This window comes from Paraburkholderia kururiensis (genome assembly GCF_034424375.1).
In the GTDB taxonomy this organism is placed as follows: Bacteria; Pseudomonadota; Gammaproteobacteria; order Burkholderiales; family Burkholderiaceae; genus Paraburkholderia; species Paraburkholderia kururiensis_A.
Genome location: NZ_CP139965.1, coordinates 5,067,899 through 5,090,970, shown reverse-complemented (window position 1 = coordinate 5,090,970; position 23,072 = coordinate 5,067,899). Strand labels below are relative to the sequence as shown.

Genomic DNA, 23,072 nt, shown 5'->3' with positions numbered 1-23,072 from the left:
TTCTGACGCCCGCCCGGGTTCCACGTTCTTCACCTGGCTAACGCAACCCCTGCATCCGGGCGACTTCTGTGACACTTTCAAGCACCGGCATCGCCGTGGGCTGATATTCGTGCACCCAGCGCCGCAGGTCGCGACGAACTTCGTCGTCGGCGGGTACGCGATGCTGCATCAACCACGGCAGTAGTTCGTCGAGCAGATTGTCCGGCACCTCGCGCGCCTTCGCGATACGCAGCTTCGGGTGCGGCGTGCGCGTAGTCGTTTCGTCGTCCGCGAGCAGTTCTTCGTAGAGCTTCTCGCCTGGCCGCAGCCCCGTGAACGCAATGCGAATCTGCTCTTCCGTGAACCCATACAGGCGGATCAGATCGCGGGCGAGATCGACGATCTTCACGGGTTCACCCATGTCGAGAACGAAAATCTCGCCGCCCTGTCCCATGCTCGATGCCTGCAACACGAGTTGCGACGCTTCTGGAATCGTCATGAAGAAACGCGTGATCTCGGGGTGAGTCACGGTCACGGGGCCGCCCTTTGCGATCTGTTGCTGGAACTTCGGGATCACGCTGCCCGCGCTACCCAACACATTTCCAAAGCGCACCGTCTCAAACTGGGTACGCGAACTCGTCTGCTGCAACGCCTGGCATGCCATTTCGGCGAGCCGCTTGCTCGCGCCCATCACGTTCGTGGGATTCACGGCCTTATCGGTCGAGATCAGCACGAAATGCCTCACCTCATGGCGGATAGCCGCACGCGCCACACGGTACGTGCCGAGGACATTGTTACGCACCGCCTGCCACGCATTGACCTCCTCCATCAGGGGCACGTGTTTGTATGCGGCCGCGTGAAACACGATGTGGGGTGTGTAGCGCGCCATGACCTGATCGAGCAGGAGCGAATCTTTTGCATCGCCAATCACGGGCACGAGCGAAACTTCGGGATACCTGTCCCGGAGCTCTTCGTTGAGCCGGTAAATAGCGAACTCGGAAATGTCGAAGGCAACGAGCTGCGCGGGGCCGAACCGCAGAATTTGCCTGCACAACTCGGAACCGATCGATCCGCCTGCACCGGTCACCATCACCACGCGATTTCGGAGGAGCGCTTGCACGTGCACGGTATCGATCATCACCGGATCACGCCCCAACAAATCCTCCAGATCGATCTGCCGAACCCTCGACAGAAACGCTTGTCCTTGTGTGAGCGGCGTAAGCGCGGGCAAAACCATCGCCTTCACGCCGGCGCGAACGCACAGTGTCGCGATGCGCCGGTGCGCTTCAACCGACGCCGACGGCACCGCAATGATCACGTGCTCGACTTTCAGACCGGAACTGATTTTCTGCAGATCGCCAATGGGCCCCAGCACGCGGTAGCCGTAGAGCTCACGTCCTTGTTTGACGGGGTCATCGTCCAGCAGGCCGACAAGGCGCCATTCGCCGGATCGTTTGAGTTCCCGCACGAGATTCGCGCCCGCTGTTCCCGCGCCGAGCACGAATACCGGTTTGCCCTGCCCGACGAGTCCGCCGTAGCGATAGAACTCCTTCGCAGCACGATATAACGCCCGTGATCCACCCATTGCCAGAAACAGCAGCATAGGCGACACGAGCAGCACCGAACGGGGCACGACAGGCTTCGGCTGCAACAGCGCAGAAGCAATCACGACCGCCAGTGCGCCGACGCATACGGCCTTGGCAATACGCACGAGATCGGGAAGGCTCGCGAACACCCACATGCCGCGGTACAGCCCGTAACCGCGAAACATGAGGCCATAGATGACGAGCACCCAAAACAGCGCGTGCAAGCCGCTGTTCCAGAACTCAGCCGGTACGGGGCCGTTGAAGCGAATGACATAGGCGAGCAGCCACGCCGCCGATACGGCACACAGGTCAAACGCAAATGCGCTGAGCGAAAGCCATCGAGCCTTGAATCTTTTCATCTATGCAGAACCTCGCGTTCGCCCGGAGAGCGGCAAACGCCGCCAGCGTCGATCAATCCACGCGCCGGCCAGAACCAGCACGCCCGCCCACGCCGCAACGGCAAGCCATTGGAAAAGAGGAGCAAAGCCTCGGGAGAACAGAGCAATTATTATGCCGGCACCCATGAACAAGTACCAGATCTTTGCGGTGGACGCGTGCCCGAACCCCGCCTGCACCATTCTTTGATAGTAGTGCTCGCGATGCGCTTGCCAGAACTTTTCTCCGCGAGCGATGCGCTTGAGCAATGTGACAGAAGCGTCGGCAATGAACGGCGAAAACGCCATCGCGGGAAACCAGAGCGGCCAGACGCCGCCGCGCCAGCCAAGGTATCCCAACGCTCCAGCGAGAAAACCCAGCGGAACCGATCCGGCATCCCCCAGAAAAATTCGTGCCGGGTGGAAGTTGAACAAGAGGAAGCCCGCCGCCGCTCCAGCCACGAGAATGGAGCCCATCGCCAGCTCGAGATCCGGATGCACGGCCGTCAATGCACCCACGGCATATCCACCGAAGCCGAATACGGCCATTCCACCGGCCAGGCCGTCCGCGCCGTCCATGAAGTTGTACAGGTTGACCAGCCAGACGAGCAGAAACGCGATAGCGGCCAACACCCACCAAGGCGCATCCGCCGGATAGGACGCTACCAGCGCGATAACGGCGGCGACGTGGCCGCCAAAACGCACTCGCGCCGGCAAGCCGCGGCGATCGTCGATTTGCGAAAGCGCTGCAAGAAGCGCAGCCAGCAGCGCCGGCAACCACATGGTGGGCGCAAAGACAGCCATCGTGACGACCGAGACCGGTACGATGCCCCAACCGCCGATGCGTGGCGTCGGTTTCGTATGCAACGAACGATCGTTTGGAATATCGGTCGCGAGTCGCCAGGCAAGACCGGTCTTGAGCAACGCCCACAGAATGGCCGCGCACAGCGCTAATGCAAGCAAAGCCCCAAAGAGCGCGCGTAGCACTGGAGGTGCGAAAAGAGAATCGATCTGCATGTAAGGTCAGCGCGTTGAATCGTACCAGGAAGCGGTCTCCAGCAGGCCTTGCTCGACCGTGTATGGCGCCGACCAGCCGAGCACTTCGCGAATATGTGCGCTATCCACGCGCAAGTCGCCCACAAGTCGGTCGATGGCAGCAGAGCGTCCGGTCAACCGGCCCGCGAGACGCAGAAGCGGCACGGGAACGGGGATCAGCCGGGTGGGTACGTGAAGTTGCCTCGCTAGCGCTTCTACGAGCTCGGCCACAGTCAGATCCTGACCGTCGGTGACATGGAACGTCTGCCCCGCGGCACCGGGCGCGACGATGCAATGAACAAGCGCGTCCGCCAGGTTGTCGACGAACACCATGCTGCGGCGCGCCGTGACGGCGCCCAAGGGCAACGGAACACCCTTCGCTATGGCGCGCATCAATTGAAGAAAGTTGGCTCGCACACCCGGGCCGTAGACCAGCGGCGGGCGCACGATCACGATCTCCATCCCCGATTGCGCGCCGAATTCAAGCAACGCCCGCTCCGCCTCGAGCTTGGAAATGCCGTACGGGTCGGTCGGCATGGGCCGGTCCGTTTCGGTGACCGGATGGTCCTGGCTGCTTTCCGCTACGGCCTTGATGCTGCTCACGAAGACCAAACGGCGAACACCGGCACGACGCGCTGCCCGCGCGACGCGCAAGCTGCCGGTCACGTTGGTCGCCCGGTATGCCGCGAGCGGCTCGGATACTGCCTCTTTCATGACGTGCACACGCGCGGCGAGATGGACCACGACATCGCAATGCAGCGTCGACGGCCACGCATCTTCGATGCCGTCGAAATCGTCTGCGCCGAAGACCCACTCGCGAACGCCACTGTATGTGGACTGCGGGTGGCGCACAATGCCCGTCACGACGTCCCCTCGCTCCAGCAAGACACGGGACAGCGCTTTGCCGACGAAACCGTTCGCTCCGGTGATGGCGATGTGTTGGGTCATGAGCGCGTTCGAGACCGGCAAGTCAATAACCTATGCACTGCTGGCCACGCTGCCCTCCAGCGTGGCGACAAACAAAACAAGTCCTCGCAGCGAAGATCGAAAAGATGCGCCTTCTCCCTATGTGCCTGCCGGGGCACGAGCAGCGCCGTGCACCTCAATAGCGACCGTGGCAACGAATCCGGCATCAAAACTCCTTCAAAGCAGGGCGCTGGGCAGAAGCGCGACCAGCCGTATTGTAGACATGCCGCCATGAGACCAACACAGCGTGAGAGCGAACCTGTGCGCGAGAGTGTCTATGGATAAGGAGATAAGGACAAGGACGCCCGTTGCCCACGTGTTGCGACGTGGAGTGGCAAGAACCCGAGGAGTTGAGATCGGGTCGCGGTGCAACGGTCGGCACGCAAGTGCGCGCGTCAAGCCGCCCTATTGTTCGCGGAGACCCTCATGCTAAAATCGTAAGATTCGGTCAGATTTCGTCACATCTTTACCGTAATTCGATTCGCTGGCATCAGCGCAGCCAACAGAACGACCCAGGCTGCGACTTCGCGGCACATCGGGCAAATGCGGGCACTTGCCCCGAAACCGTCCTCCGGTTCACTCATTGCTCACCGAATTTTCGACTGCGTCCAGACAGGATTTCAATGAAAGCTGTAATTCTCGCAGGTGGACTCGGAACCCGAATTTCCGAAGACACCGTCAATCGCCCCAAGCCGATGATCGAGATTGGCGGCAAGCCGATCCTCTGGCACATCATGAAGATCTACTCGGCATATGGCGTCAATGACTTTGTCATCTGCTGCGGCTACAAGGGTTACGTAATCAAGGAATATTTCGCGAACTATTTCCTGCACACGTCCGACGTCACGTTCGATATGCGGACCAACGAAATGCAGGTTCACCAGCAGTACGCCGAACCATGGAAGGTGACGCTGGTGGATACGGGCGAATCCACCATGACGGGAGGGCGGCTGCGCCGCGTGAGAGACTTCGTGAAGGACGAAGAGGCCTTCTGCTTCACGTATGGCGACGGTCTCAGCAACATCAACATTTCTTCTCTCGTCGAGTACCACAGGGCACACGGCAATCAGGCAACGCTCACCGCGACCTACCCGCCGGGCCGATTCGGCGCGCTGCATATCGAAGATCGCAAGGTCAGCTCGTTCAAGGAGAAGCCGAAAGGCGACGGCGGCATGATCAACGGCGGATTCTTCGTGCTTTCGCCGAAGGTTATCGATCTCATTCCCGACGACGAATGCGTCTGGGAACGCGAACCGCTCGAACAGCTCGCCGCCCAGGGGCAACTCTCGGCCTATGAACACGAAGGCTTCTGGCAGCCTATGGACACGCTGCGCGACAAAACGCTCCTGGAAGACCTCTGGCAATCCGGCAAGGCACCGTGGAAGGTTTGGTGATGAAGGACGCTTCGTTCTGGCTCGGCAAGAAGGTCTTCCTGACCGGCCATACGGGTTTCAAGGGTAGCTGGCTCACGCTCTGGCTGCGAGCCCTGGGAGCCGAGGTCACGGGCTACGCGCTCGCACCGGAAACCACGCCGAACCTCTACACGCTTGCGCAAGCCGGCGATAGCATCGAGTCGGTCATCGCCGATATCCGCGACCGCGAGCGATTGCTCAACGCAATCAGGGCCGCTCAGCCCGAAATCGTCATTCATATGGCGGCACAACCGCTCGTGCGCGAATCGTACGTCACGCCAGTGGAAACGTATGAAACGAATGTGCTGGGAACCGTCTATCTGCTCGACGCCATTCGACTCGTACCGGGCGTGCGATCCGTCGTAATCGTCACCACGGACAAATGCTACGAAAACCGCGAGTGGGAATGGGGTTATCGCGAAAACGAGGCGATGGGCGGCTACGACCCGTACAGCAGCAGCAAGGGTTGCGCCGAACTGGTTACGGCCGCTTATCGAAACGCCTTCTTCAATCCGGCCGCCTATCAGCAGCATGGCGTCGCGGTGGCCAGCGCGCGAGCGGGCAATGTGATTGGCGGAGGCGACTGGGCGGCCGACCGGCTCATTCCGGACATCATGCGGGCAATCGCAAACGGGGAGACGGTCCATATCCGCAGCCCGCACGCCATTCGTCCGTGGCAACACGTGCTCGAACCGCTCAGCGGCTATCTCGTCCTCGCTGAAAAGCTCTACACGGAAGGTACGCGATACGCGGATGCCTGGAACTTCGGCCCGAACGACTCCGATGCGCAGCCTGTGCAAGCCATCGTGGAGCGGCTCACCTCCCAGTGGGGTGAAGGTGCCCGATGGAAACTGGACGACGGTAACCATCCGCACGAAGCCACCTACCTGAAGCTCGATTGTTCGAAAGCGCGCGCGCGTCTCGGATGGCGGGCGAGATGGAATCTCGATCACGCACTGGACAATATCGTCGCGTGGTACAAGGCTGCCGCTCGTCACGAAGACATGAAGGCCGTCACGCTCGCCCAAATCGACGAATACACTCATTCTTGAAGCTATCCCCCATGAACAAAGATCAGATCCGCGAACAGATCATCCAGCTCGTCAAGCAATACGGCGAGCTCGCCACCCAACCGCGCGCGTTCGAGCCCGGACAAACCGTCGTTCCGCCGTCCGGCAAGGTGATTGGCGCGAAAGAGATGGAACTGATGGTCGAAGCGTCGCTCGACGGGTGGCTGACCACGGGGCGCTTCAATGAGGAATTCGAAAAGAGGCTCGCAGCATTTCTCGGCGTCAAATATCTGATCACGGTGAACTCCGGTTCGTCGGCCAACCTGATCGCTTTCTCCACGCTCACATCGCCCAAACTCGGCGATCGCGCCATCCGTCAAGGCGATGAAGTCATCGGCGTTGCGGCAGGTTTCCCCACTACGGTCAATCCGATTCTCCAGTTCGGGGCGGTGCCCGTTTTCGTGGACGTGGAACTGGGTACGTACAACATCGACGCAAGCAAGATCGAAGCGGCCATTTCGCCGAAAACGAAGGCGATCATGCTGGCGCACACGCTGGGCAATCCGTACAACCTGGAAGTCATCACGGCGCTGTGCAAGAAGCACAACCTGTGGCTGATCGAAGACTGCTGCGACGCTCTCGGGGCTACCTACGACGGCAAGCTGGTCGGTACCTTCGGCGACATCGGCACGCTCAGCTTCTACCCCGCGCATCACATCACGATGGGCGAAGGCGGTGCGGTATTCACCAACAATCCCGATCTCAAGCTGATCGCCGAATCGTTCCGCGACTGGGGCCGTGACTGCTATTGCGCGCCCGGAAAGGACAACACCTGCGGCAAGCGCTTTTGCTGGAAGCTCGGCAACCTGCCCGAAGGTTACGATCACAAGTACACGTATTCGCACCTGGGCTACAACCTCAAGATCACCGACATGCAGGCGGCGTGTGCCCTTGCACAGATGGACCGGCTTGAAGGCTTCATTCAGGCCCGGCGCGACAACTTCGCCTATCTTCACGACAAGCTGCAGAGCTGCAAGGAATTCCTGATCCTGCCGCACGCTACGCCCAATTCCGTGCCGTCGTGGTTTGGTTTCCCGATCACGCTGAAGCCGGAAGCCGATTTCCGGCGTGTCGATCTGCTGTCCTATCTCGACCAGAACAAGATCGGAACACGTCTGCTGTTTGCGGGCAATCTCACGCGCCAGCCTTACATGATCGGTCGCGAATACCGCGTGAGCGGCGAGCTGACGAACACGGATATCGTCATGAACCAAACGTTCTGGGTTGGCGTGTATCCGGGTCTTAACCGCGAAATGCTCGACTTCATCGTGGAAAAGATCGAAACGTTCCTGGGCGTCAACTTCTAAAAGTCTCGAACCATGCGAAAGCCGCTGCCACAGGAAGATCTGGACTTCATCGTCGAGCAAACCGCCGACGTGTGGTCCGCATTCGACCGCGCGCGGCTTTTCATGACCGGCGCAACGGGCTTCATCGGGTCATGGTTGCTCGAGGTCATACAGCATGCGAACCGGCTAAGAGGCTGCGGCATCGAGGTTGTTGCGCTAAGCCGCGAGCCGGACCGGGCACGCGCGCAGGCACCGCATCTTTTCGATGTCCCCGGCGTGACGCTCATCGCGGGTGACGTCGTGAACTTTGAGGCCGACGTTGGCGCCATCGATCTGTGCATTCATGCCGCAACAGACGTCGCGGATACCACCAAGGCCGGCGACCGGTTGCGCGTGTTCGATACGGGCGTAATCGGCACACGGCGTATGCTGGATCTTGCGCGGGCCAACGGCGCCTCCAGGTTTCTGTTGACGTCGAGCGGCGCCGTCTATGGCACACAGCCCGCCACGCTCGCTCGCACGCCAGAGACGTTTTCCGGCGCGCCTGATCCTCTCGACGTCGACACGGCATACGGTCAGAGCAAACGTGCCGCCGAATGGCTTGCGGCAGCGTACGGTCAACATGGCGACCTGCAGGTTTCGATTGCCCGCATCTACGCGCTTTTGGGCCCCGCCATTCCGCTTGACGGCCCGTTCGCAGCCGGCAACTTCATTCGCGACGCATTGGCAGGACAGCAGATCGCCATCAATGGCGACGGACGACCGTTGCGCAGCTATCTGTACATGGCGGACGCCTGTGTCTGGCTGTTACGGATTCTGCAACGGGGCGAACGAGGGGCAGCGTACAACGTAGGTTCCGAACACGAGATTTCGATTATCGAACTCGCACGCGCGGTCGAACGGCTGTGCGGTTCGCCACTCGCGGCGATGCCGCGGGCCCAGGCGAAGGACGGCCCACCGCCGCGATACATACCTGACACGACGAAGGCGCGCACCGCTCTCGGTGTCGACGAATTCACTTCCTTAGAATGCGCTCTGTCAAAGACGATCAACTGGAGCCGCGTGGCGGTCACAGCATGAGAAAGTTCGACGCGTCCCGAATCCGCAAGACTGTTCTCGATATGGCATTTGCAGGTTCGACGGTTCATATCGGCTGCGCGTTTTCAATTGTGGAACTGCTTGCGGTGCTCTACCGCAATCATCTGCGCTTCGACGCGACTAATCCGCGGTCCGCAACGCGCGACTACATGGTGCTCAGCAAAGGCCACGGCGTCATGGCGCAATACGCCTGCCTCCACGAGATTGGCTGGTTGCCGGACGACGAGATTGCGCGTTATTTCGGCAACGGCACGCGGCTGAAAGGGCTCGCGGATGCGCACGTGCCGGGAGTGGAAGTCACCGCCGGCTCTCTTGGCCATGGCTTGTCCGTTGGCGTGGGGCTCGCGCTTGCCGCCAAACGGAATAACACTGACCAGATCTGCTATGCCCTGGTGGGCGACGGTGAACTGAACGAGGGCACCATCTGGGAAGCCGCCCTGTTTGCTACGCAGTTCAAGCTCGACAACCTTATCGTCATCGTCGACGCGAACGGTTTTCAGGCCATGGGAACAACTGACGAGGTCATGGGCCTCGGCGATATCGCTGCAAAGTTTGCGGCCTTCGATTTCGACGCGCTCACGATAGACGGCCACGACGAGTTCGCGATCGACCGGGCATACAGCGATCTGAAGACCCGCAAGAACGGGCGGCCCAAAGCGCTGATCGCGAAGACCGTGAAAGGGAAAGGCGTGTCGTTCATGGAGCACGACAATATCTGGCACTACACGCGACTCAACCCCAAGACGTATGAGGCGGCCGTTGCCGAACTTGGAGGCAAGGCATGAGAGACGCATTTTCGAACGCCCTTGTGGCTGCCGCGTAAAAAGACCCCAAGGTACTTTTGCTCACCGGTGACCATGGCTACGCGCTGTTCGATCCATTCCGGAAAGCCTGCCCGGGCCAATATCTGAATTGCGGCATTGCCGAGCAGAACATGGTTGGCGTGGCAGCAGGGCTTGCGAAAGCGGGCTTCCGCCCGATCGTCTACGGCCTTGCCGCGTTCGTGCCCATTCGCGTGCTCGAACAGATCAAGATCGACGTGTGCTACGAGAATCTGCCTGTCACCTTCATCGGAGACGGCGCCGGCGTGGTTTACGCTCAACTGGGTACGAGCCACCAAAGTACGGAAGATATTGCTGCCCTGCGCGCCGTACCGCAGATTTCTATCTACTCGCCATGTGATCGCTTCGAGCTCACCGCGTGTGCCCAGCACATCCTTGAGAACTCGCGGCCCGCTTATCTCCGCATGGGCAAAGCCGATCTTGGCGATGTCCATCGCGGCCCCTTGACGGACTGGGCGAGCGGCGATTTGATCCCGGTGACAAATACCGGTGCGTCGTACCTCTTCGTCGGCACGGGGTCGGGCGTCAAGCTGGCTCAACAGGCCGCAGCCGCGATAGGGAATGCCGACGTGGTTTCAGTGCCATGCCTGAAACCGTTCCCTGCCGCCTCCCTGCGCAAGCTGGCCGAGGGACGTGAGGCAATCGTCACGTTCGAAGAGCACTCCATCTACGGCGGCCTTGGCGGTGCAGTCGCGGAAACGCTCATGGGGCAGTACCTCGGAACGTTCGTTCGCGTCGGTATTCCGGATCAATTCAGCACGCTGTGCGGCAACTATCCTTTCCTGATGGAAAGCCACGGCCTCGCACCCGAGGCGGTGGAAAAACAGATCAGGCGCGCGCTCGATGCAAGCATCCAATACAAGCGATAACGACATGGCAGACGGAACACCCGCCGGTGCCAGCGCAGCGTCAGACCGTGAGCCGGCCGTGAAGACCGTTTATCAGCTGATCCGCTTTCTCGTGGTAGGCGGCCTCAACACGGTTTTCGGCTATTCGCTCTTCGCCGTATTTACGTTTATAGGTTTGACGTACCCAGTTGCGATCGGGCTCGCAACCATTGGTGGCGTGCTGTTCAACTTCCAGAGCGTAGGACGGCTCGTATTTGACGGCGCACCGCGGTCGCGTTTCTGGCGCTTCGTAGGTGTCTACTGTGTCATCTACCTCGTCAACCTGGGAGGCGTGCGCCTGCTTTTGAGTCTGGGTGCCAACGTTTACGTCGCTAATGCAATCACGCTGGTTCCCCTCAGCCTGCTAGCCTTTATTCTCAATCGCCGGTTCGTTTTCAATTTGCCATGAAGCACATCACGGTCGTCACTCCCTGTTTCAACGAAGAGGAAAACGTGGAGGCGGTGTATAGCGAAACGCGCCGTATTTTCGCGACTATCCCTGAAGTCACCTACGACCATCTCTTCATCGACAACGCATCTACCGACACGACGGTAAGCAAGTTGCGCAGCATCGCGGCAGCGGACCCGAACGTGAGCGTCATCGTGAATGCGCGAAATTTCGGGCATATTCGCTCGCCCATGTATGGTTTGCTGCAAGCGACGGGCGACGCGGTCATTCTGCTGGTGGCCGATCTTCAGGACCCGCCGGAGTTGATGCGTGAGTTCGTCAAGAACTGGCTTGCCGGCGCACCGATCGTGATCGGCGTAAAGCCGGAGGCGAAAGAGTCAGCGCTGTTCTTCGCGCTGCGCCGCATGTACTACCGCCTCGTTACGCGTATCGCGAACGTGAAGCTTATCCAGAACTTCACCGGTTTCGGTCTGTACGATCGCAAGGTGATTGAGATCCTGCGACAGATCGACGATCCCTATCCGTACTTTCGCGGCCTGGTCTGCGAGATCGGCTTTGATGTAATCCAGTTGCCTTACGTGCAACCCAGACGCAAGCGCGGCATTTCGAAGAACAATTTTTACACGCTGTACGATATTGCGATGCTCGGCATCACGTCGCATTCCAAGGTGCCGTTGCGCCTCGCGACCATTGCCGGATTCTTCCTCTCGGGCGTTAGCCTTTGCGTTTCGTTCATTTATCTGGTGCTCAAACTGCTGTACTGGAACAGCTTTTCAATGGGCAGCGCACCGATGCTCATTGGTTTGTTTTTCTTCTCGTCTGTTCAGCTGTTTTTTATCGGCTTGCTGGGCGAGTACGTTGGCGCGATTCTGACGTATGCGCAAAAGCGGCCGTTGGTGGTAGAGAGGGAGCGGATCAACTCCACCGCCGACTCTCCCGCGTCGCTCGCCAAGTAGCGCCGAAGTGGATCAACCAACACCCGCAGCACTACAAACAAGAGGCTAGATCTCGTGACAGACTTCGCCTTCGGGGATTCGCCGAGCACCCGCTCACCGGAAAAGAGCAAAGGTTTGTCGTTGGTCGCACCATGTGCGCTGGGCGCATTCTCGTTGGTGGCTGGCTGGATGCTCATGGGTGGGAGCCAACTTGATATTCGCGTTCCGCTGATCTACAACGGCGATGGGCTACTGATGCTCCTCGTGATCAAGCGTCTTATGGAAAATCTCTGGGTCTTCCATAGCAGCGCAATGGGAGCGCCATTTGGCTCTTATCTTTACGATTACCCCATCCCTGATTCGGGAAGCCTCGCCGCGCTAAAGGTGTTTGGTGTCCTGTCGGGAAGCGCAGCCACCGCGCTCAATATCTACTATCTCATCGGGTTTCCACTAAATGCGCTGAGCGCCTATTTTGTTGCACGGCGCTTTCGCCTGTCACGCGCGCTCAGTTTTTCGGCCGGCTTCATATTTACTATGCTGCCGTTCCATTTTTTACGCCTGCCCCATCTGTTTTACACATGGTATTTCCCTGCGCCGTTATTTATCTGGTACGCCTATAAAATATACATTGGGAATCTCTTCTCTTCCGACAAATCCCGCGGCCTGTCCGGACAAATTGGGCACGTAGCCACCCTTCTGGTCTTGTCGTGCTTCGGAGTCTACTACTCCTTTTTCGGTGTTCTCGCCTTTCTGGCTGCAACACTCTGCAAATATCTGCGCGTGCGGTCGATCATCTCCATATTTCCCGGCATATTGGCGGTCGCAATCGTAACAATCGGCATTGTAGCGAACGTCGCGCCGAATCTAGCCGATCGGGCCAGACATGGGATCAATACCGAGGTGGCCCAGAGGAATCCATCCGAAGCAGAGCTCTATGGATTGAAGATTACGCAGTTGCTGTTGCCGCGCGTCGGACATCGCATGGCGCCCCTTGCGGAATTGACCCAGAAATACACGACCACCTTCCCGCTCGTCAATGAAAACGAAACGGCCTCGCTTGGGGCGATTGGTAGCGTCGGCTTTCTGGCACTATTGCTCGCACTGATTGCGCCGGGGAAAGAGCAACGACGTGACGAGCGCCTGTATTTTCTTGCTGCCATTACTTTCGTTCTTGTTCTGTTTTGCACAATTGGCGGTGGATCGGTGCTCTTCAGTATTTTAATTAGCCCAATGATTCGGGCATGGAACCGGGTAAGCGTATTCATTGCATTTACTTCAATCTGCGCGGCGATGCTTATCACTCAGCTAGGCATTGAACGATATGCGCCGCGTCTGCGCGCAACGTGGCCGGCCATTGGTGGTATTGGCGCAATTCTTTGCGCTATCGCCATCTGGGATCAAACAACACCGCCTTGCCAGGCTTGCAATGACGCAACCCGGGCCGAATATTTGAACGATGCGAGATTTATCGGCGCAATAGAGAAGGAGAGCCCCAAGGGTAGTGCGATCTATCAACTGCCTTATGTCCGGTTTCCGGAGGCCCTCTCCGTAGGCGGGGTGCAATCTTACGATCAGGCGCGCGGGTATCTGCATTCTGCATCGCTCGGGTGGAGCTACGGTGCCATGAAGGGACGCGCCGCTGACCTGTTCTTCCGCGCGCTCGCCGAGGCACCCCTCGAGCGTCAGATCGAGGTTGCGAGGCGGATCGGTTTTAGTGGAATCTATATAGACCGTCGAGGCTATGCAGACGGTGGTGCCGCAATCGAAGCCGAATTGACGCGCTTGCTCGGCGGGCCACCCGACCTGATCAGCGGCAACAAACAGCAAATCTTCTATGAACTGACCAGAAACGGAGCAGCTGTGGCGCCGGTGCCAGCAGGCCTCTCCGTGGACCAGATCATAACGCGCGCCGGGTTCGTAGCCAGGTGAGTACGTTTTGTCGATAACCCGGGGTCAGCGAAAATTAACTGCACAATTTTCCAGCGGCATCAATTTAATTGATTTAACGGCCAGCCCCAAGGTTCTATCGTCTGCGGACATTCCAATTGCGGATGGCTTAGTGGCAAATGGCACCACAATTTCCAGCTTCGGCCGCGAAACCGCGCTCTCAAAACAGAAAATTCCGCGATAGTACCAAACGCCACCGGCCTCCATGAGAACATAGTTCAACGGAGTGTCGTTGATTAGAATTTGCACATTCGATGCGTCGTCGGGCAAAATAATTGACAACACCGATAATTCACAGACGTACTCAACGCCCGGGATAATTTCGCATGCTGGATATATCTCGGACGCACCGGTGGTCCATCTTACGCCGTACCAATGAGGCCAGATCTCCCGCAAATGAAATCCGTTGTGCCGGATCGAGTCGTCCATGTCTATAAATGCGTAAGGCGCCAACCGTTCCGAAGAAGCGGAAGCCGTACCAAGCCCCCCTGATACGTCGAAAGACTCAAATCTTTCCTTGCCAAAACGATAGAGTTCCATATCAAATCTATTTTCATCTTTTAATAGCGCAGTCAATTGCTCGTTGCGAGTCTTGCTGTACACACCCACGTTTAGAGCAATAGAATTCGGACTTCTTCCGAAATCAAATCTTTCGCACATCAACGCAATCGAGCGTTCCATTTGCTCAAAGATTCCCACAAATTCAAGGTCATCCACATTTTTCACCGCCTCTTTCAGCACCGCATCATCAATTACGAAGCTCATCTTCTCAACACTTCGCCCGAACTCGAAATGCATAGACTCTCGGTGAGTGGGCGTGCTTGGCAAAAATGAACTGGAGAGCCACTTAGTCTGGATGTTCTTGATGCACTCTCCACGAGGCGACGTGATAAAGTCGACCAAATCCTCCGACTGGTCTATCTCACCAAGCTTCTTCATATAATTGAACGTGCTAATCGACAGATCTACGGGATCCCTCAAAAACACGATTTTCCTGACCGGCCCGCTCATAAGCGAAGCAACTGACATTGGAATATGGCCTGCGACGACTTTTGCCGCCGTCAAGAGCGAATAATCAATGCAGTTGTTATAATACGAATTCCTTATTTTTTTCATTATCATTGAATCGACAACGGATATATTGTCTTCGAGCACGGCGGTAATCGACGTTCCCGCTGTTTTCGGAATGTGCATGAAAAAAATACTCATTTTTCTTCGCCCCTTCGGCAAAAAATACCGCGGCAGCGCTCGCCGCATTTATGTGGAAGCCCGTGTAGATCGAACAAATACTCGAAGGCTGAAATGTACATTGACTTTAATTCTCCTGCAGTCGCGCGGCGCAGCAGGAGGCCTCGAAGCGAGAGGAATGGAATGCCTTCCGAACTACGTCGAGGAATCGGACGTGGCGTCAGTATCAATGGCGATTTACTTGACATGAGCGGCGCTACACAGTCGCCCATCTGCGAGAATCTGGAAGTGACCGGTATCGTAATTTCGGCGTGATCCTGTGATGCCACACAACGAGGTCGCTATACCGCATGTTGCGCAAGCGGAATGAGGCGTTCCCAAAGCCTTTGATTGCTTAGGGCGAGCGCACCTGGATTTTGGACGGGAGCTATTGCCGCGAGGATAAAGAGATCGTCATTGCGGCGCGACCGAGCGCGATGCACCCACGCGGTATATGGCATGCCGTAGATCGCCCGGCTAGTTGAGAGTGAGCCCGACCATCATCATCGAGCGGCCTCGAGAGCATCGCCCTAAGGAGCCTGGATGCTCAGCGAACTGGCCCGCCTTCCAGACGCCGTAGTTCCGCCCAGGCTTTTTTGGCGCTATCTCGAAGAAGATCAATGTCTTGTCGCATCGGCGTCACTCGAGGTTGATGGGCAGATAGTGCTGCCAATACGGCGTCGACGAATCCGTGTTCGTCCTTGTAATTGATCGGGGAGTAGTCCCGTGGCCGGAAGGTTCGCTCGATCGCCTCCAACGCCAGCGTGGCCGACCGCTGCCACGAGAATCGCCTGGCTTGTGCGAGCCCGTTACGCCGCAATTTCGCGGCGAATTCCACATCCGCCAGCGCATGCAACATCTTGTTGGCAAGGTCTTGTGCTGAACGGGGATCGAACAGCGCCTCGTCCAATCCGACTACCTCGGGCAAGCTGCTCGTGTTGGACGCTATTGTCGGTGCACCACATGCCAGCGCCTCCAGCACAGGCAGCCCGAACGACATCGGCAAATTCCTTCATGAGCGGCTCTATGGTCTCACTGAAGTTCCCGTTGAGTAACAGCCACACATCGTGGCCATGTGCCTCAGCGAGAGGCACATGGCTCTTAAAAGGGATTTTGAGTAGCGACCGACGCCTCGAAACGAGCTGTCATTCTGGGCCGTCTGGAGATCAACGATGATGCGCATGGGTCTCTTCGCAGTAACGTGTGGAAATCGGCGCTTATATGAAGCGGCTTCGGCCCGGATTGAGTGCACGGGTTTAACAGCCACCGCCCATCTTCACCGTTGCCTTCAACACTTCCTCGTACAGCGACACGTACGCTTTCCCCAGCGCGGGCCCCGAAAACAGCCTCTCGTACCGCGTTCGGGCAGCCAGCCCCATACGCCTCGCCTGCCCCTCGTCCTCAAGCAGGATGTTTACCGCCTGCGCCAACTCCTGCGGCGCTTCTGGCCGAACGACGATTCCAGTCACCCCATGTTCATTGACATAGGACGTGCCGGAACCGATTTCACAACAGACCATCGGCTTGCCAAACATGGAGGCTTCGACCAATACCATTCCGAACGCTTCCGAACGCAGTTGCGAAGGAAGCACCAGCCCCCGGCAGCCCTTCAGTAGCGCGATCTTCTCTTCGTCCGTCACCTGGCCTGCAAAGATGACATTCTTGGCACCTCTCCGCTCAACCAGTTCTTTCAACCTTTCCATTTCCGGGCCCGATCCCGCGATCACCAGATTGGCGAGAATGGACGACGCAGCCTCTACGAGTACATGGAGTCCCTTGTAGTAACGCAACACGCCAAGGGACAGGAAATATGGCTTGGTCCCTAACGGCAATCGGGCAAGGAGGTCCGGCCCGCACCGCTTCGACAGCTCGCTGTCTGCGTAATCGCGGATGCCGAGGGGAATCACGCGCAGACGGTCGGGTCGTACCGCCTCGGTCAGTACGCGACTCGATTGCGCATACGCAGGCGAGGTCGCGACGACAGCAGACATCGAAGCCAGCATCCGGCGCATCAACGGACCATACACATAGCCCAACATGCGCTGGCGAACGATGTCCGAGTGGTACGTCATCACCGCAGGTTTTCCGCTTGTGTCCAGGAGGCGCAAAACGTCGCCGAACGGCCACGGAAAGTGGAAATGCAGCACATCCGCCCACTGCGCCAGGCGACGGTACTCACGCAACGAATCGAAGCCTCCAAGGTCGCATGATGCCGGCGCGGCCCAGGACTTCGAGCGGACCACGTTCCCCTCCGGAAACGCTACCTCCTGCGGCTCCGGATGGGGCGATAGCGTGAAGATCTTCGGGTCCGCACCGCACTCGCGCGTGGCAAGGCTGATCTGCCTGATTGCTTCCTGCAAACCACCGGGCGGATCAGGGAAATAGGTGCGGTAGACATGGAGCACCTTCACGCCTTGAGTCCCTCGGCGAAAGAAGCAGCGGCGTGGCCGCCCGTCAGAGCAATCGCCACTTCAGAACGAATGGCCGACTTCATTACGACGAAGGTCGGCCTTCACCATCATTTCGCACAGTTGCTCGAGCGTCGTCTGCGGCTTCCATCCGAGTTCACGCTCCGCCTTGGCGGGGTTCCCCACGAGCAGTTCGACCTCTGCGGGACGGTAGAACTTCGGATTGATCCGCACGACCGTCTTGCCCGTGGCGGCATCCGCGCCGGTCTCCTGTTCGCCCGCGCCTTGCCACACAATCCGGATATCGGCGGCCTTGAACGCCATCGTCACGAAGTCGCGCACGGTTTCCGTGCGGTTCGTCGCCAATACGTAGGTGTCCGGCTTATCCGCTTGCAGCATGCGCCACATGCCTTCCACGTACTCCTTCGCAAAACCCCAATCCCGCTTTGCGTCGAGATTGCCCAGCTCCAGTACATCCAGCTTACCCAGCTTGATCTTGGCCACGGAGTCGGTAATCTTGCGCGTCACGAACTCGCGGCCACGCAGCGGAGATTCGTGATTGAACAGAATGCCGCTGCAGCCGAAGATTCCATACGACTCGCGATAATTCACCGTAATCCAGTGTGCGTAGAGCTTCGCAACACCGTACGGGCTGCGCGGATAGAACGGCGTTTCTTCGACTTGCGGAATGGCCTGGACCTTGCCGAACATTTCCGACGTGGATGCCTGGTAGAACCGGATCGCCGGGTTGACGATACGAATGGCCTCCAGCAGGTTCAACGGGCCGATACCCGTGATCTCCGCCGTCGTAACCGGCTGGTCGAACGACACCCCAACGAAGCTCTGGGCCGCGAGGTTGTAGACCTCAGTGGCGCCAGTCTGCTGCAAAAGGCGGATGCTCGTGGACAGGTCGGTCAGGTCGTACTCCACCAGATGCAGGCTCGGATGATTCTGGATGCCCAGTTCCTCGATGCGCCAGAAATTGACCGAACTCGTCCGGCGATACGTACCGTAGACCGTGTAACCCTTTTCCAGCAGAAGTTGCGCGAGATAGGCACCGTCCTGCCCGGAAATACCAGTGATGATTGCTTTCATAAGAAATACTCGAAGAAATTGACCTAGTTGTTCGATGTGGTTGCCAACGAGCCCGGCTATGCGGGCCGGTCCCGTCGGCGTGTGCGTATCACGGTTTATCGTCGTTTAGTACGTCAACACGGCACAGCAGTTGATGAGTGCTCTGTTCCCACGTCAGCCACGGCATGTCCGAGGAATCCGGCACCTTGCCGTTACGATAAAGGTCGAGCCATCCGGAAAGAGCCTGGGCTAACGAAGCACCATCCGCTCCACTAAACCAGTATGCGTAACCGCCTGCCACTTCCCGAAATACCGGAATGTCTCGCGCGACGATCGGCAATTTGTGTTGGGCCGCTTCGATGAGCGGCAGGCCGAACCCTTCGTATTCGGAAGCCGCAATCAGCGCGCAACAGGTCTCGTACACGCGTTCGAGATACTCGTCGCTAATGCCTTCCAGCCAGAACAGCCGCTTGCCACGAAGCGGATGGTCGCGCAAACGCTCAACCAGTTCCTCGACGTGCCACCCCGCCTTGCCAACAATCACGAGGTTGACCTCTTCGCCTTTCGACCAAAGAAGCTCGAATGCATCGATCGTCTGAGCGTAACCCTTTCTCGGCTCTACCGTACCAACCATCAGAAAACTTGGAGAGGTCTTGAGAGCGTCGAGTACCGGCACCGCGTCCTCGGGCATACCAACCGTCGGCTGACTGTTGCCGATATCTGCGCCCAGATGAAAATGGATAATGTGCGGCACCCTGCCCATCCCCGCTCTTTTTTCGACGAACCATCGGCCTACATCGTTTGCTACGGTTTCTGAAATACAAACCAGACTGTGCGCGTAGTTCGCCAATCCATCTATCCAGTAAGTGAACGCCTGCGTCATTCCGGGCGTGTGCCACCGCGTGTTCATCAACGGGGTCAGGTCATACACGACGTAATGAATCTGGACGCCCGTTTCGTACATGTATCGCAACGTCTCGTTCAACGCCGGAAACAGGTGCGCCGTAAGGTCCAGCCCGACAAATACGTCGTCCTTGCCAAACGTAATGGGAACGTCCTGTATGCCTTCGGTCGATTGGCCAAGGAACCGCGCCACGAACGCTTTGGCATAGAGCAGCCCGTGACCGTCTTTCGTATAAACCGCCTCAACACGGTAACCCGCAGGCGGATGCTCGAGCAGTCGCAAAAGGATGCTTCGCACGACCCGTTGTATGCCAGACTTCGCGTCTTTGGTAACCAGCTCCGAGATGTCGACCAACAATTGCCGATCACCGCACACGCCGTTGATAACCTGCTTGTTCAACTCCAGACACTCCTTAAGCGAAATGCGATCACGGTTTGAAGCATCGAGATGCGCTTCTGCCGCCAGTCGCGTCATGTCAGCCATGACGCGTTCGTACGCGGTGGCGACATCGCCATCACCGATACGCGACATCGGCGCGCTTGCAGCTACAAACGCCTCTTCGAGCCTATCCAGCGCAAGGTGTGCGGAACGCTCCCACGAGAACTTCTTGACCTGTGTGGCGCAATGGCGTTTGAGTCTCTCAAGAAACTCTTCGTCCGTCAGGCCTCTGAGCATCGCGCGCGCTATGTCTGCAACGGAAAGAGGATCGAACAGCGCCTCTTCACATCCCACAACCTCCGGCAAACTTGTAGAGTTCGACGCCATAACGGGCGCACCACAGGCCATCGCTTCGAGAGCCGGCAGACCAAATCCTTCGTGTAACGAAGGAAACACGCAAAATCGGCACAGTCCATAAATGGCTGTGAGCTCGTCATCCGGCAGGTAGCCTGTCAGCACAAGCTGATCGGGCTCAAGCCCAAGGCTGGCTGCCTTCGCGTCGAGTGCTTCGCCCATTCCTGGGGGCACCTTGCTGCCTATAACAAGCTGCAGACCGTCCCGCACACTGGAAGGCAGGCTCGCGAATGCTTCGATCAACCGATCGAAGTTTTTGCGCGGGTCGAATCCTCCCGGTACGTATAAAACGAACGGACCGCTTATGTTGTACTGGGCGAGCAACTGCTGCGCCGCGTCGGCGGGAAGTTGGACCGGCGCGAACTGCTCACCGATTGCCGCGGAAATATTGACAATCCGTTCGGCAGGAATCTGCAGCAGGTCGATGGCTTCCACGCGCGAATGTTCCGATATCGCGAGCAGACAGTCGGCCCTTTTAAGGAACTCTAACTTCCTTAGATAAAACGATCGATACCCGGGGTCCACCAGGTAAGCATCACTCATCGCATACGGGATGAGGTCATACAACGTGACGGCAGTAGGCAGTCGGCTCAAGCCAGAATTGATGGCCACAATCGATTCATCGCCCCAACCTTCGAACAGGCTCGATACGTAGACGACATCTGGCTTCAACGCTGCGAGAAACTCTTCGCGCACGAGTTCCGAGGCACGGGCGCGCCAGCCGCCTCCGGGAATCGCTCCGGCCGTTTCGGGAAGACCGGAAAAAATCACGATCCTTTCCTGGCCCAACAACCCGGAGAATGCGGTTCGCAGCGGCCCGATGGTTTCCGGGAACTTGCCGTTGAGCACGATGTAGACCTCATGCCCGCGGCGCTCAGCATCTGCCACCATCGCCAAAGCAAGCGACAGCGAATATCTTCCGATGCCTCTGAATCTGCTTTCGCTTTGCGCAGCTTGCAGATCGATCACGATACGCATGACGCTCCCGCATCGGAAATCGGGCCCTGGTCGACCCTGGGTTGGAATTGAACTTCGCCCACCGCTACGCCGAACGGCAAATCAGTCGTAGATGCGTGTCGCGGCCTGCTTACGACAAACGTCACCTCTGACGTCGAACTCCCTTTGACAGGCTCGATGACGAGACTCACGTGACTCCAGTCTTCGCCCACCGGCGTATGCGCCAACATCGGCTTACCGTCGATGAGTACATCGACGGTCGTACCGCTTTGCGCCGATCGCCAGACAAAGTCCAGTTGACCCGGCCGCGAACGGAAACTGGCACGGGTCCCGGTCCAGGCGAAGCAACGGTAAGGATCCACTTCTATGGGATAAAAGCCGCTGCTGCCCTGCAAGAGTCCATCGAGAAGCGCCATCTCCTCGAAGCCGGGAGCCGACGCCTCCATGAACTGCACGTCACGCAAAGCAACGGCACGTGGGCTCGACCGAGGCAGACCTGAAGTCTCCGTCAACTCGATGGTGACGTTCCGGAGGGGAGTGCCATCTTTGCGAGGAACAACGATGCGGAACGACGCCCAGTTTGCCGGGACTTCGACGTATCGATGCGCGAGTTCACCGTCGATCCGAATTTCAACGGTGCCTCCGACCTCGGTCCGCCAGATCCCGCTAATTGCGCCTGGACGGCATTCGAAGCTGGCCTTCTCTTTTGTCCACGCGAAGTGGGAGTTTCCGTCGCTCTCGATGTCGAAAAAACCGCTCAACAGACTGTCCGTGTCCGGCAATCCAACGGGATCGTCATAAAGCGACGCGAGGCGCTCGACCACACGTGCCCATGTGAAATTGGCGCTGGCGACGATCGTGGAAAGGAAACTACGCGGCGCATCCGCACAACGCGCGATTGCGGCCGCTATGCCTGCGGTGTCGGCGTGATCGACATAGGCTGCGCCTGCACCGAAATACTCTTTCGTACACCCTTCGGACGTCACGACCACCGGGGCTCCGCAAGCAAAGGCTTCCAGTGCGGCCAGGCCAGGCGTTTCGAGCACGCTGGGCAATGCAAACACCGAACACGCCGCATACGCGGAGCGCAACAAGTCCGAATCGTGATTCAGCGGTCCGATATAGCGGAGTTGATCGCCGCCTTCCTTGAAACAGGACTGCGCGTACTCCTGGTCGCGCACATGCCCTATCAGCACCAGTTGCAGATCAGGGTGTGCCTTAAGCGCACGAGCCAGTTCAAGCTGATTCTTACGCGGCTCGACATTCGCAACGTTCAAGACGAACTTGCCGGTAATGCCGAACTGCTCCCGGAAAAGCTGGCCATCCACCGGTTGCAGGAAATATTGGTCGATGCCGTTGTAGACAGTAAAAAACTTCTCGCGAGGAATATTGAACACCTTCGCGAGAAGATCGCATTCCGCGTTCGAATTGCAGACCACGCGGTCAGCCAGCACAAAAATGAGGCGAATTTCATCGAAGGGGTACTTCGCCTTCGACTCTTCCGTGATCCACAGATTTGGCGAAACCACCAGCGGCAACCCGATGCTCTTGACGAACGAACAGAAGTGCAGCGAGCCACTCATGCAGGAGAAGTAGTGAACCACTTCATGATCCTTGAAGCGCGGATTCCAAAGGTCGAGAAGACTGACCTGCACGCCACGTTCAACGAGGTGCTTGTGGTACTGCTGAAGCTGAATTTCCCCACCACCAGGCGTATGAAACGCCATGGGGTAGGTGTTGAACAATACTTTCATATGAACTCAGTTAATCTGCCAGAGACCAGCCACGCAAGCCAAAGCGGACAGTGAAGCCAACAACATACCTCGCCCGTTGCCCCATCACAAATGCAAAGCCAACGCCCATGCCTCTGGGATATCGCACTTT

The 23,072-nt window shown here is 58.1% G+C and carries 19 protein-coding genes; 10 read left to right on the top strand and 9 right to left on the bottom strand.

Annotated elements, in window-relative coordinates; all coding sequences use genetic code 11:
• Positions 1–37 precede the first annotated feature (37 nt).
• The 3 genes from U0042_RS22890 to U0042_RS22880 are packed head-to-tail and all read right to left on the bottom strand — an operon-like array spanning position 38 to position 3,922.
• Positions 38–1,924 carry a polysaccharide biosynthesis protein gene (locus U0042_RS22890; protein ID WP_114808996.1) on the bottom strand — a complete coding sequence of 629 codons (1,887 nt, stop codon included), beginning with the start codon at positions 1,922–1,924 and terminating at the stop codon, positions 38–40.
• Complete coding sequence (locus tag U0042_RS22885; protein ID WP_114808997.1) at positions 1,925–2,956, bottom strand: MraY family glycosyltransferase; 1,032 nt, start codon at positions 2,954–2,956, stop codon at positions 1,925–1,927.
• 6 nt (positions 2,957–2,962) lie between these two features.
• Positions 2,963–3,922 (bottom strand): UDP-glucose 4-epimerase family protein, encoded by a 960-nt coding sequence (locus U0042_RS22880; protein WP_114808998.1) that lies wholly within the window; start codon positions 3,920–3,922, stop codon positions 2,963–2,965.
• 641 nt (positions 3,923–4,563) lie between these two features.
• On the opposite strand from U0042_RS22880, the gene rfbF reads away from it, so the two are divergent.
• From rfbF to U0042_RS22835, 9 genes are all read left to right on the top strand, one after another.
• Entirely contained in the window at positions 4,564–5,334 is a 771-nt protein-coding gene (gene rfbF, locus U0042_RS22875; protein ID WP_114808999.1) for a glucose-1-phosphate cytidylyltransferase, read from the top strand.
• Positions 5,334–6,404 (top strand): CDP-glucose 4,6-dehydratase, encoded by a 1,071-nt coding sequence (gene rfbG / locus U0042_RS22870; protein WP_114809000.1) that lies wholly within the window; start codon positions 5,334–5,336, stop codon positions 6,402–6,404. Before rfbF ends, rfbG begins: the two co-directional genes overlap by 1 nt.
• 11 nt (positions 6,405–6,415) lie before the next feature.
• On the top strand, positions 6,416–7,729 hold the full coding sequence (gene rfbH / locus U0042_RS22865) for a lipopolysaccharide biosynthesis protein RfbH (RefSeq protein WP_114809001.1): 1,314 nt from the start codon (positions 6,416–6,418) through the stop codon (positions 7,727–7,729).
• A gap of 102 nt (positions 7,730–7,831) precedes the next feature.
• Positions 7,832–8,788 (top strand): NAD-dependent epimerase/dehydratase family protein, encoded by a 957-nt coding sequence (locus U0042_RS22860; RefSeq protein WP_232833207.1) that lies wholly within the window; start codon positions 7,832–7,834, stop codon positions 8,786–8,788.
• On the top strand, positions 8,785–9,591 hold the full coding sequence (locus U0042_RS22855) for a transketolase (RefSeq protein ID WP_114809003.1): 807 nt from the start codon (positions 8,785–8,787) through the stop codon (positions 9,589–9,591). Before U0042_RS22860 ends, U0042_RS22855 begins: the two co-directional genes overlap by 4 nt.
• A gap of 56 nt (positions 9,592–9,647) precedes the next feature.
• Positions 9,648–10,517 carry a transketolase family protein gene (locus tag U0042_RS22850; RefSeq protein ID WP_232833208.1) on the top strand — a complete coding sequence of 290 codons (870 nt, stop codon included), beginning with the start codon at positions 9,648–9,650 and terminating at the stop codon, positions 10,515–10,517.
• Complete coding sequence (locus U0042_RS22845; RefSeq protein WP_232833209.1) at positions 10,492–10,944, top strand: GtrA family protein; 453 nt, start codon at positions 10,492–10,494, stop codon at positions 10,942–10,944. The genes U0042_RS22850 and U0042_RS22845 overlap by 26 nt, the downstream gene beginning before the upstream one ends.
• Positions 10,941–11,900, top strand: coding sequence for a glycosyltransferase family 2 protein (locus tag U0042_RS22840; RefSeq protein ID WP_114809005.1), 960 nt, complete (start codon positions 10,941–10,943; stop codon positions 11,898–11,900). Before U0042_RS22845 ends, U0042_RS22840 begins: the two co-directional genes overlap by 4 nt.
• Before the next feature lie 54 nt (positions 11,901–11,954).
• Positions 11,955–13,808 carry a sugar translocase gene (locus U0042_RS22835; protein ID WP_232833210.1) on the top strand — a complete coding sequence of 618 codons (1,854 nt, stop codon included), beginning with the start codon at positions 11,955–11,957 and terminating at the stop codon, positions 13,806–13,808.
• A gap of 24 nt (positions 13,809–13,832) precedes the next feature.
• Here the strand turns inward: U0042_RS22835 and U0042_RS22830 are convergent, their stop codons facing one another.
• The gene (locus U0042_RS22830; protein ID WP_157977771.1) at positions 13,833–15,020 is read right to left on the bottom strand and encodes a hypothetical protein; all 1,188 of its coding nucleotides are present in this window, start codon (positions 15,018–15,020) and stop codon (positions 13,833–13,835) included.
• Here U0042_RS22830 and U0042_RS22825 point away from each other — a divergent pair.
• Complete coding sequence (locus U0042_RS22825) at positions 15,019–15,264, top strand: hypothetical protein (RefSeq protein WP_157977772.1); 246 nt, start codon at positions 15,019–15,021, stop codon at positions 15,262–15,264. The genes U0042_RS22830 and U0042_RS22825 overlap by 2 nt on opposite strands.
• A 336-nt stretch (positions 15,265–15,600) precedes the next feature.
• Here U0042_RS22825 and U0042_RS22820 read toward each other — a convergent pair whose 3' ends face one another.
• The 5 genes from U0042_RS22820 to U0042_RS22800 form a co-directional block, all read right to left on the bottom strand.
• The gene (locus U0042_RS22820; protein ID WP_114809008.1) at positions 15,601–16,053 is read right to left on the bottom strand and encodes a glycosyltransferase; all 453 of its coding nucleotides are present in this window, start codon (positions 16,051–16,053) and stop codon (positions 15,601–15,603) included.
• Positions 16,054–16,309: 256 nt separating this feature from the next.
• Positions 16,310–17,464 (bottom strand): glycosyltransferase, encoded by a 1,155-nt coding sequence (locus U0042_RS22815; RefSeq protein ID WP_114809009.1) that lies wholly within the window; start codon positions 17,462–17,464, stop codon positions 16,310–16,312.
• Positions 17,465–17,524: 60 nt separating this feature from the next.
• Positions 17,525–18,556 carry a GDP-mannose 4,6-dehydratase gene (gmd, locus tag U0042_RS22810; RefSeq protein WP_114809010.1) on the bottom strand — a complete coding sequence of 344 codons (1,032 nt, stop codon included), beginning with the start codon at positions 18,554–18,556 and terminating at the stop codon, positions 17,525–17,527.
• Between the two features lie 88 nt (positions 18,557–18,644).
• Complete coding sequence (locus tag U0042_RS22805) at positions 18,645–21,209, bottom strand: glycosyltransferase family 4 protein (RefSeq protein WP_114809011.1); 2,565 nt, start codon at positions 21,207–21,209, stop codon at positions 18,645–18,647.
• Positions 21,197–22,942 (bottom strand): glycosyltransferase family 4 protein, encoded by a 1,746-nt coding sequence (locus tag U0042_RS22800; RefSeq protein ID WP_114809012.1) that lies wholly within the window; start codon positions 22,940–22,942, stop codon positions 21,197–21,199. The genes U0042_RS22805 and U0042_RS22800 overlap by 13 nt, the downstream gene beginning before the upstream one ends.
• Positions 22,943–23,072 lie beyond the last annotated feature (130 nt).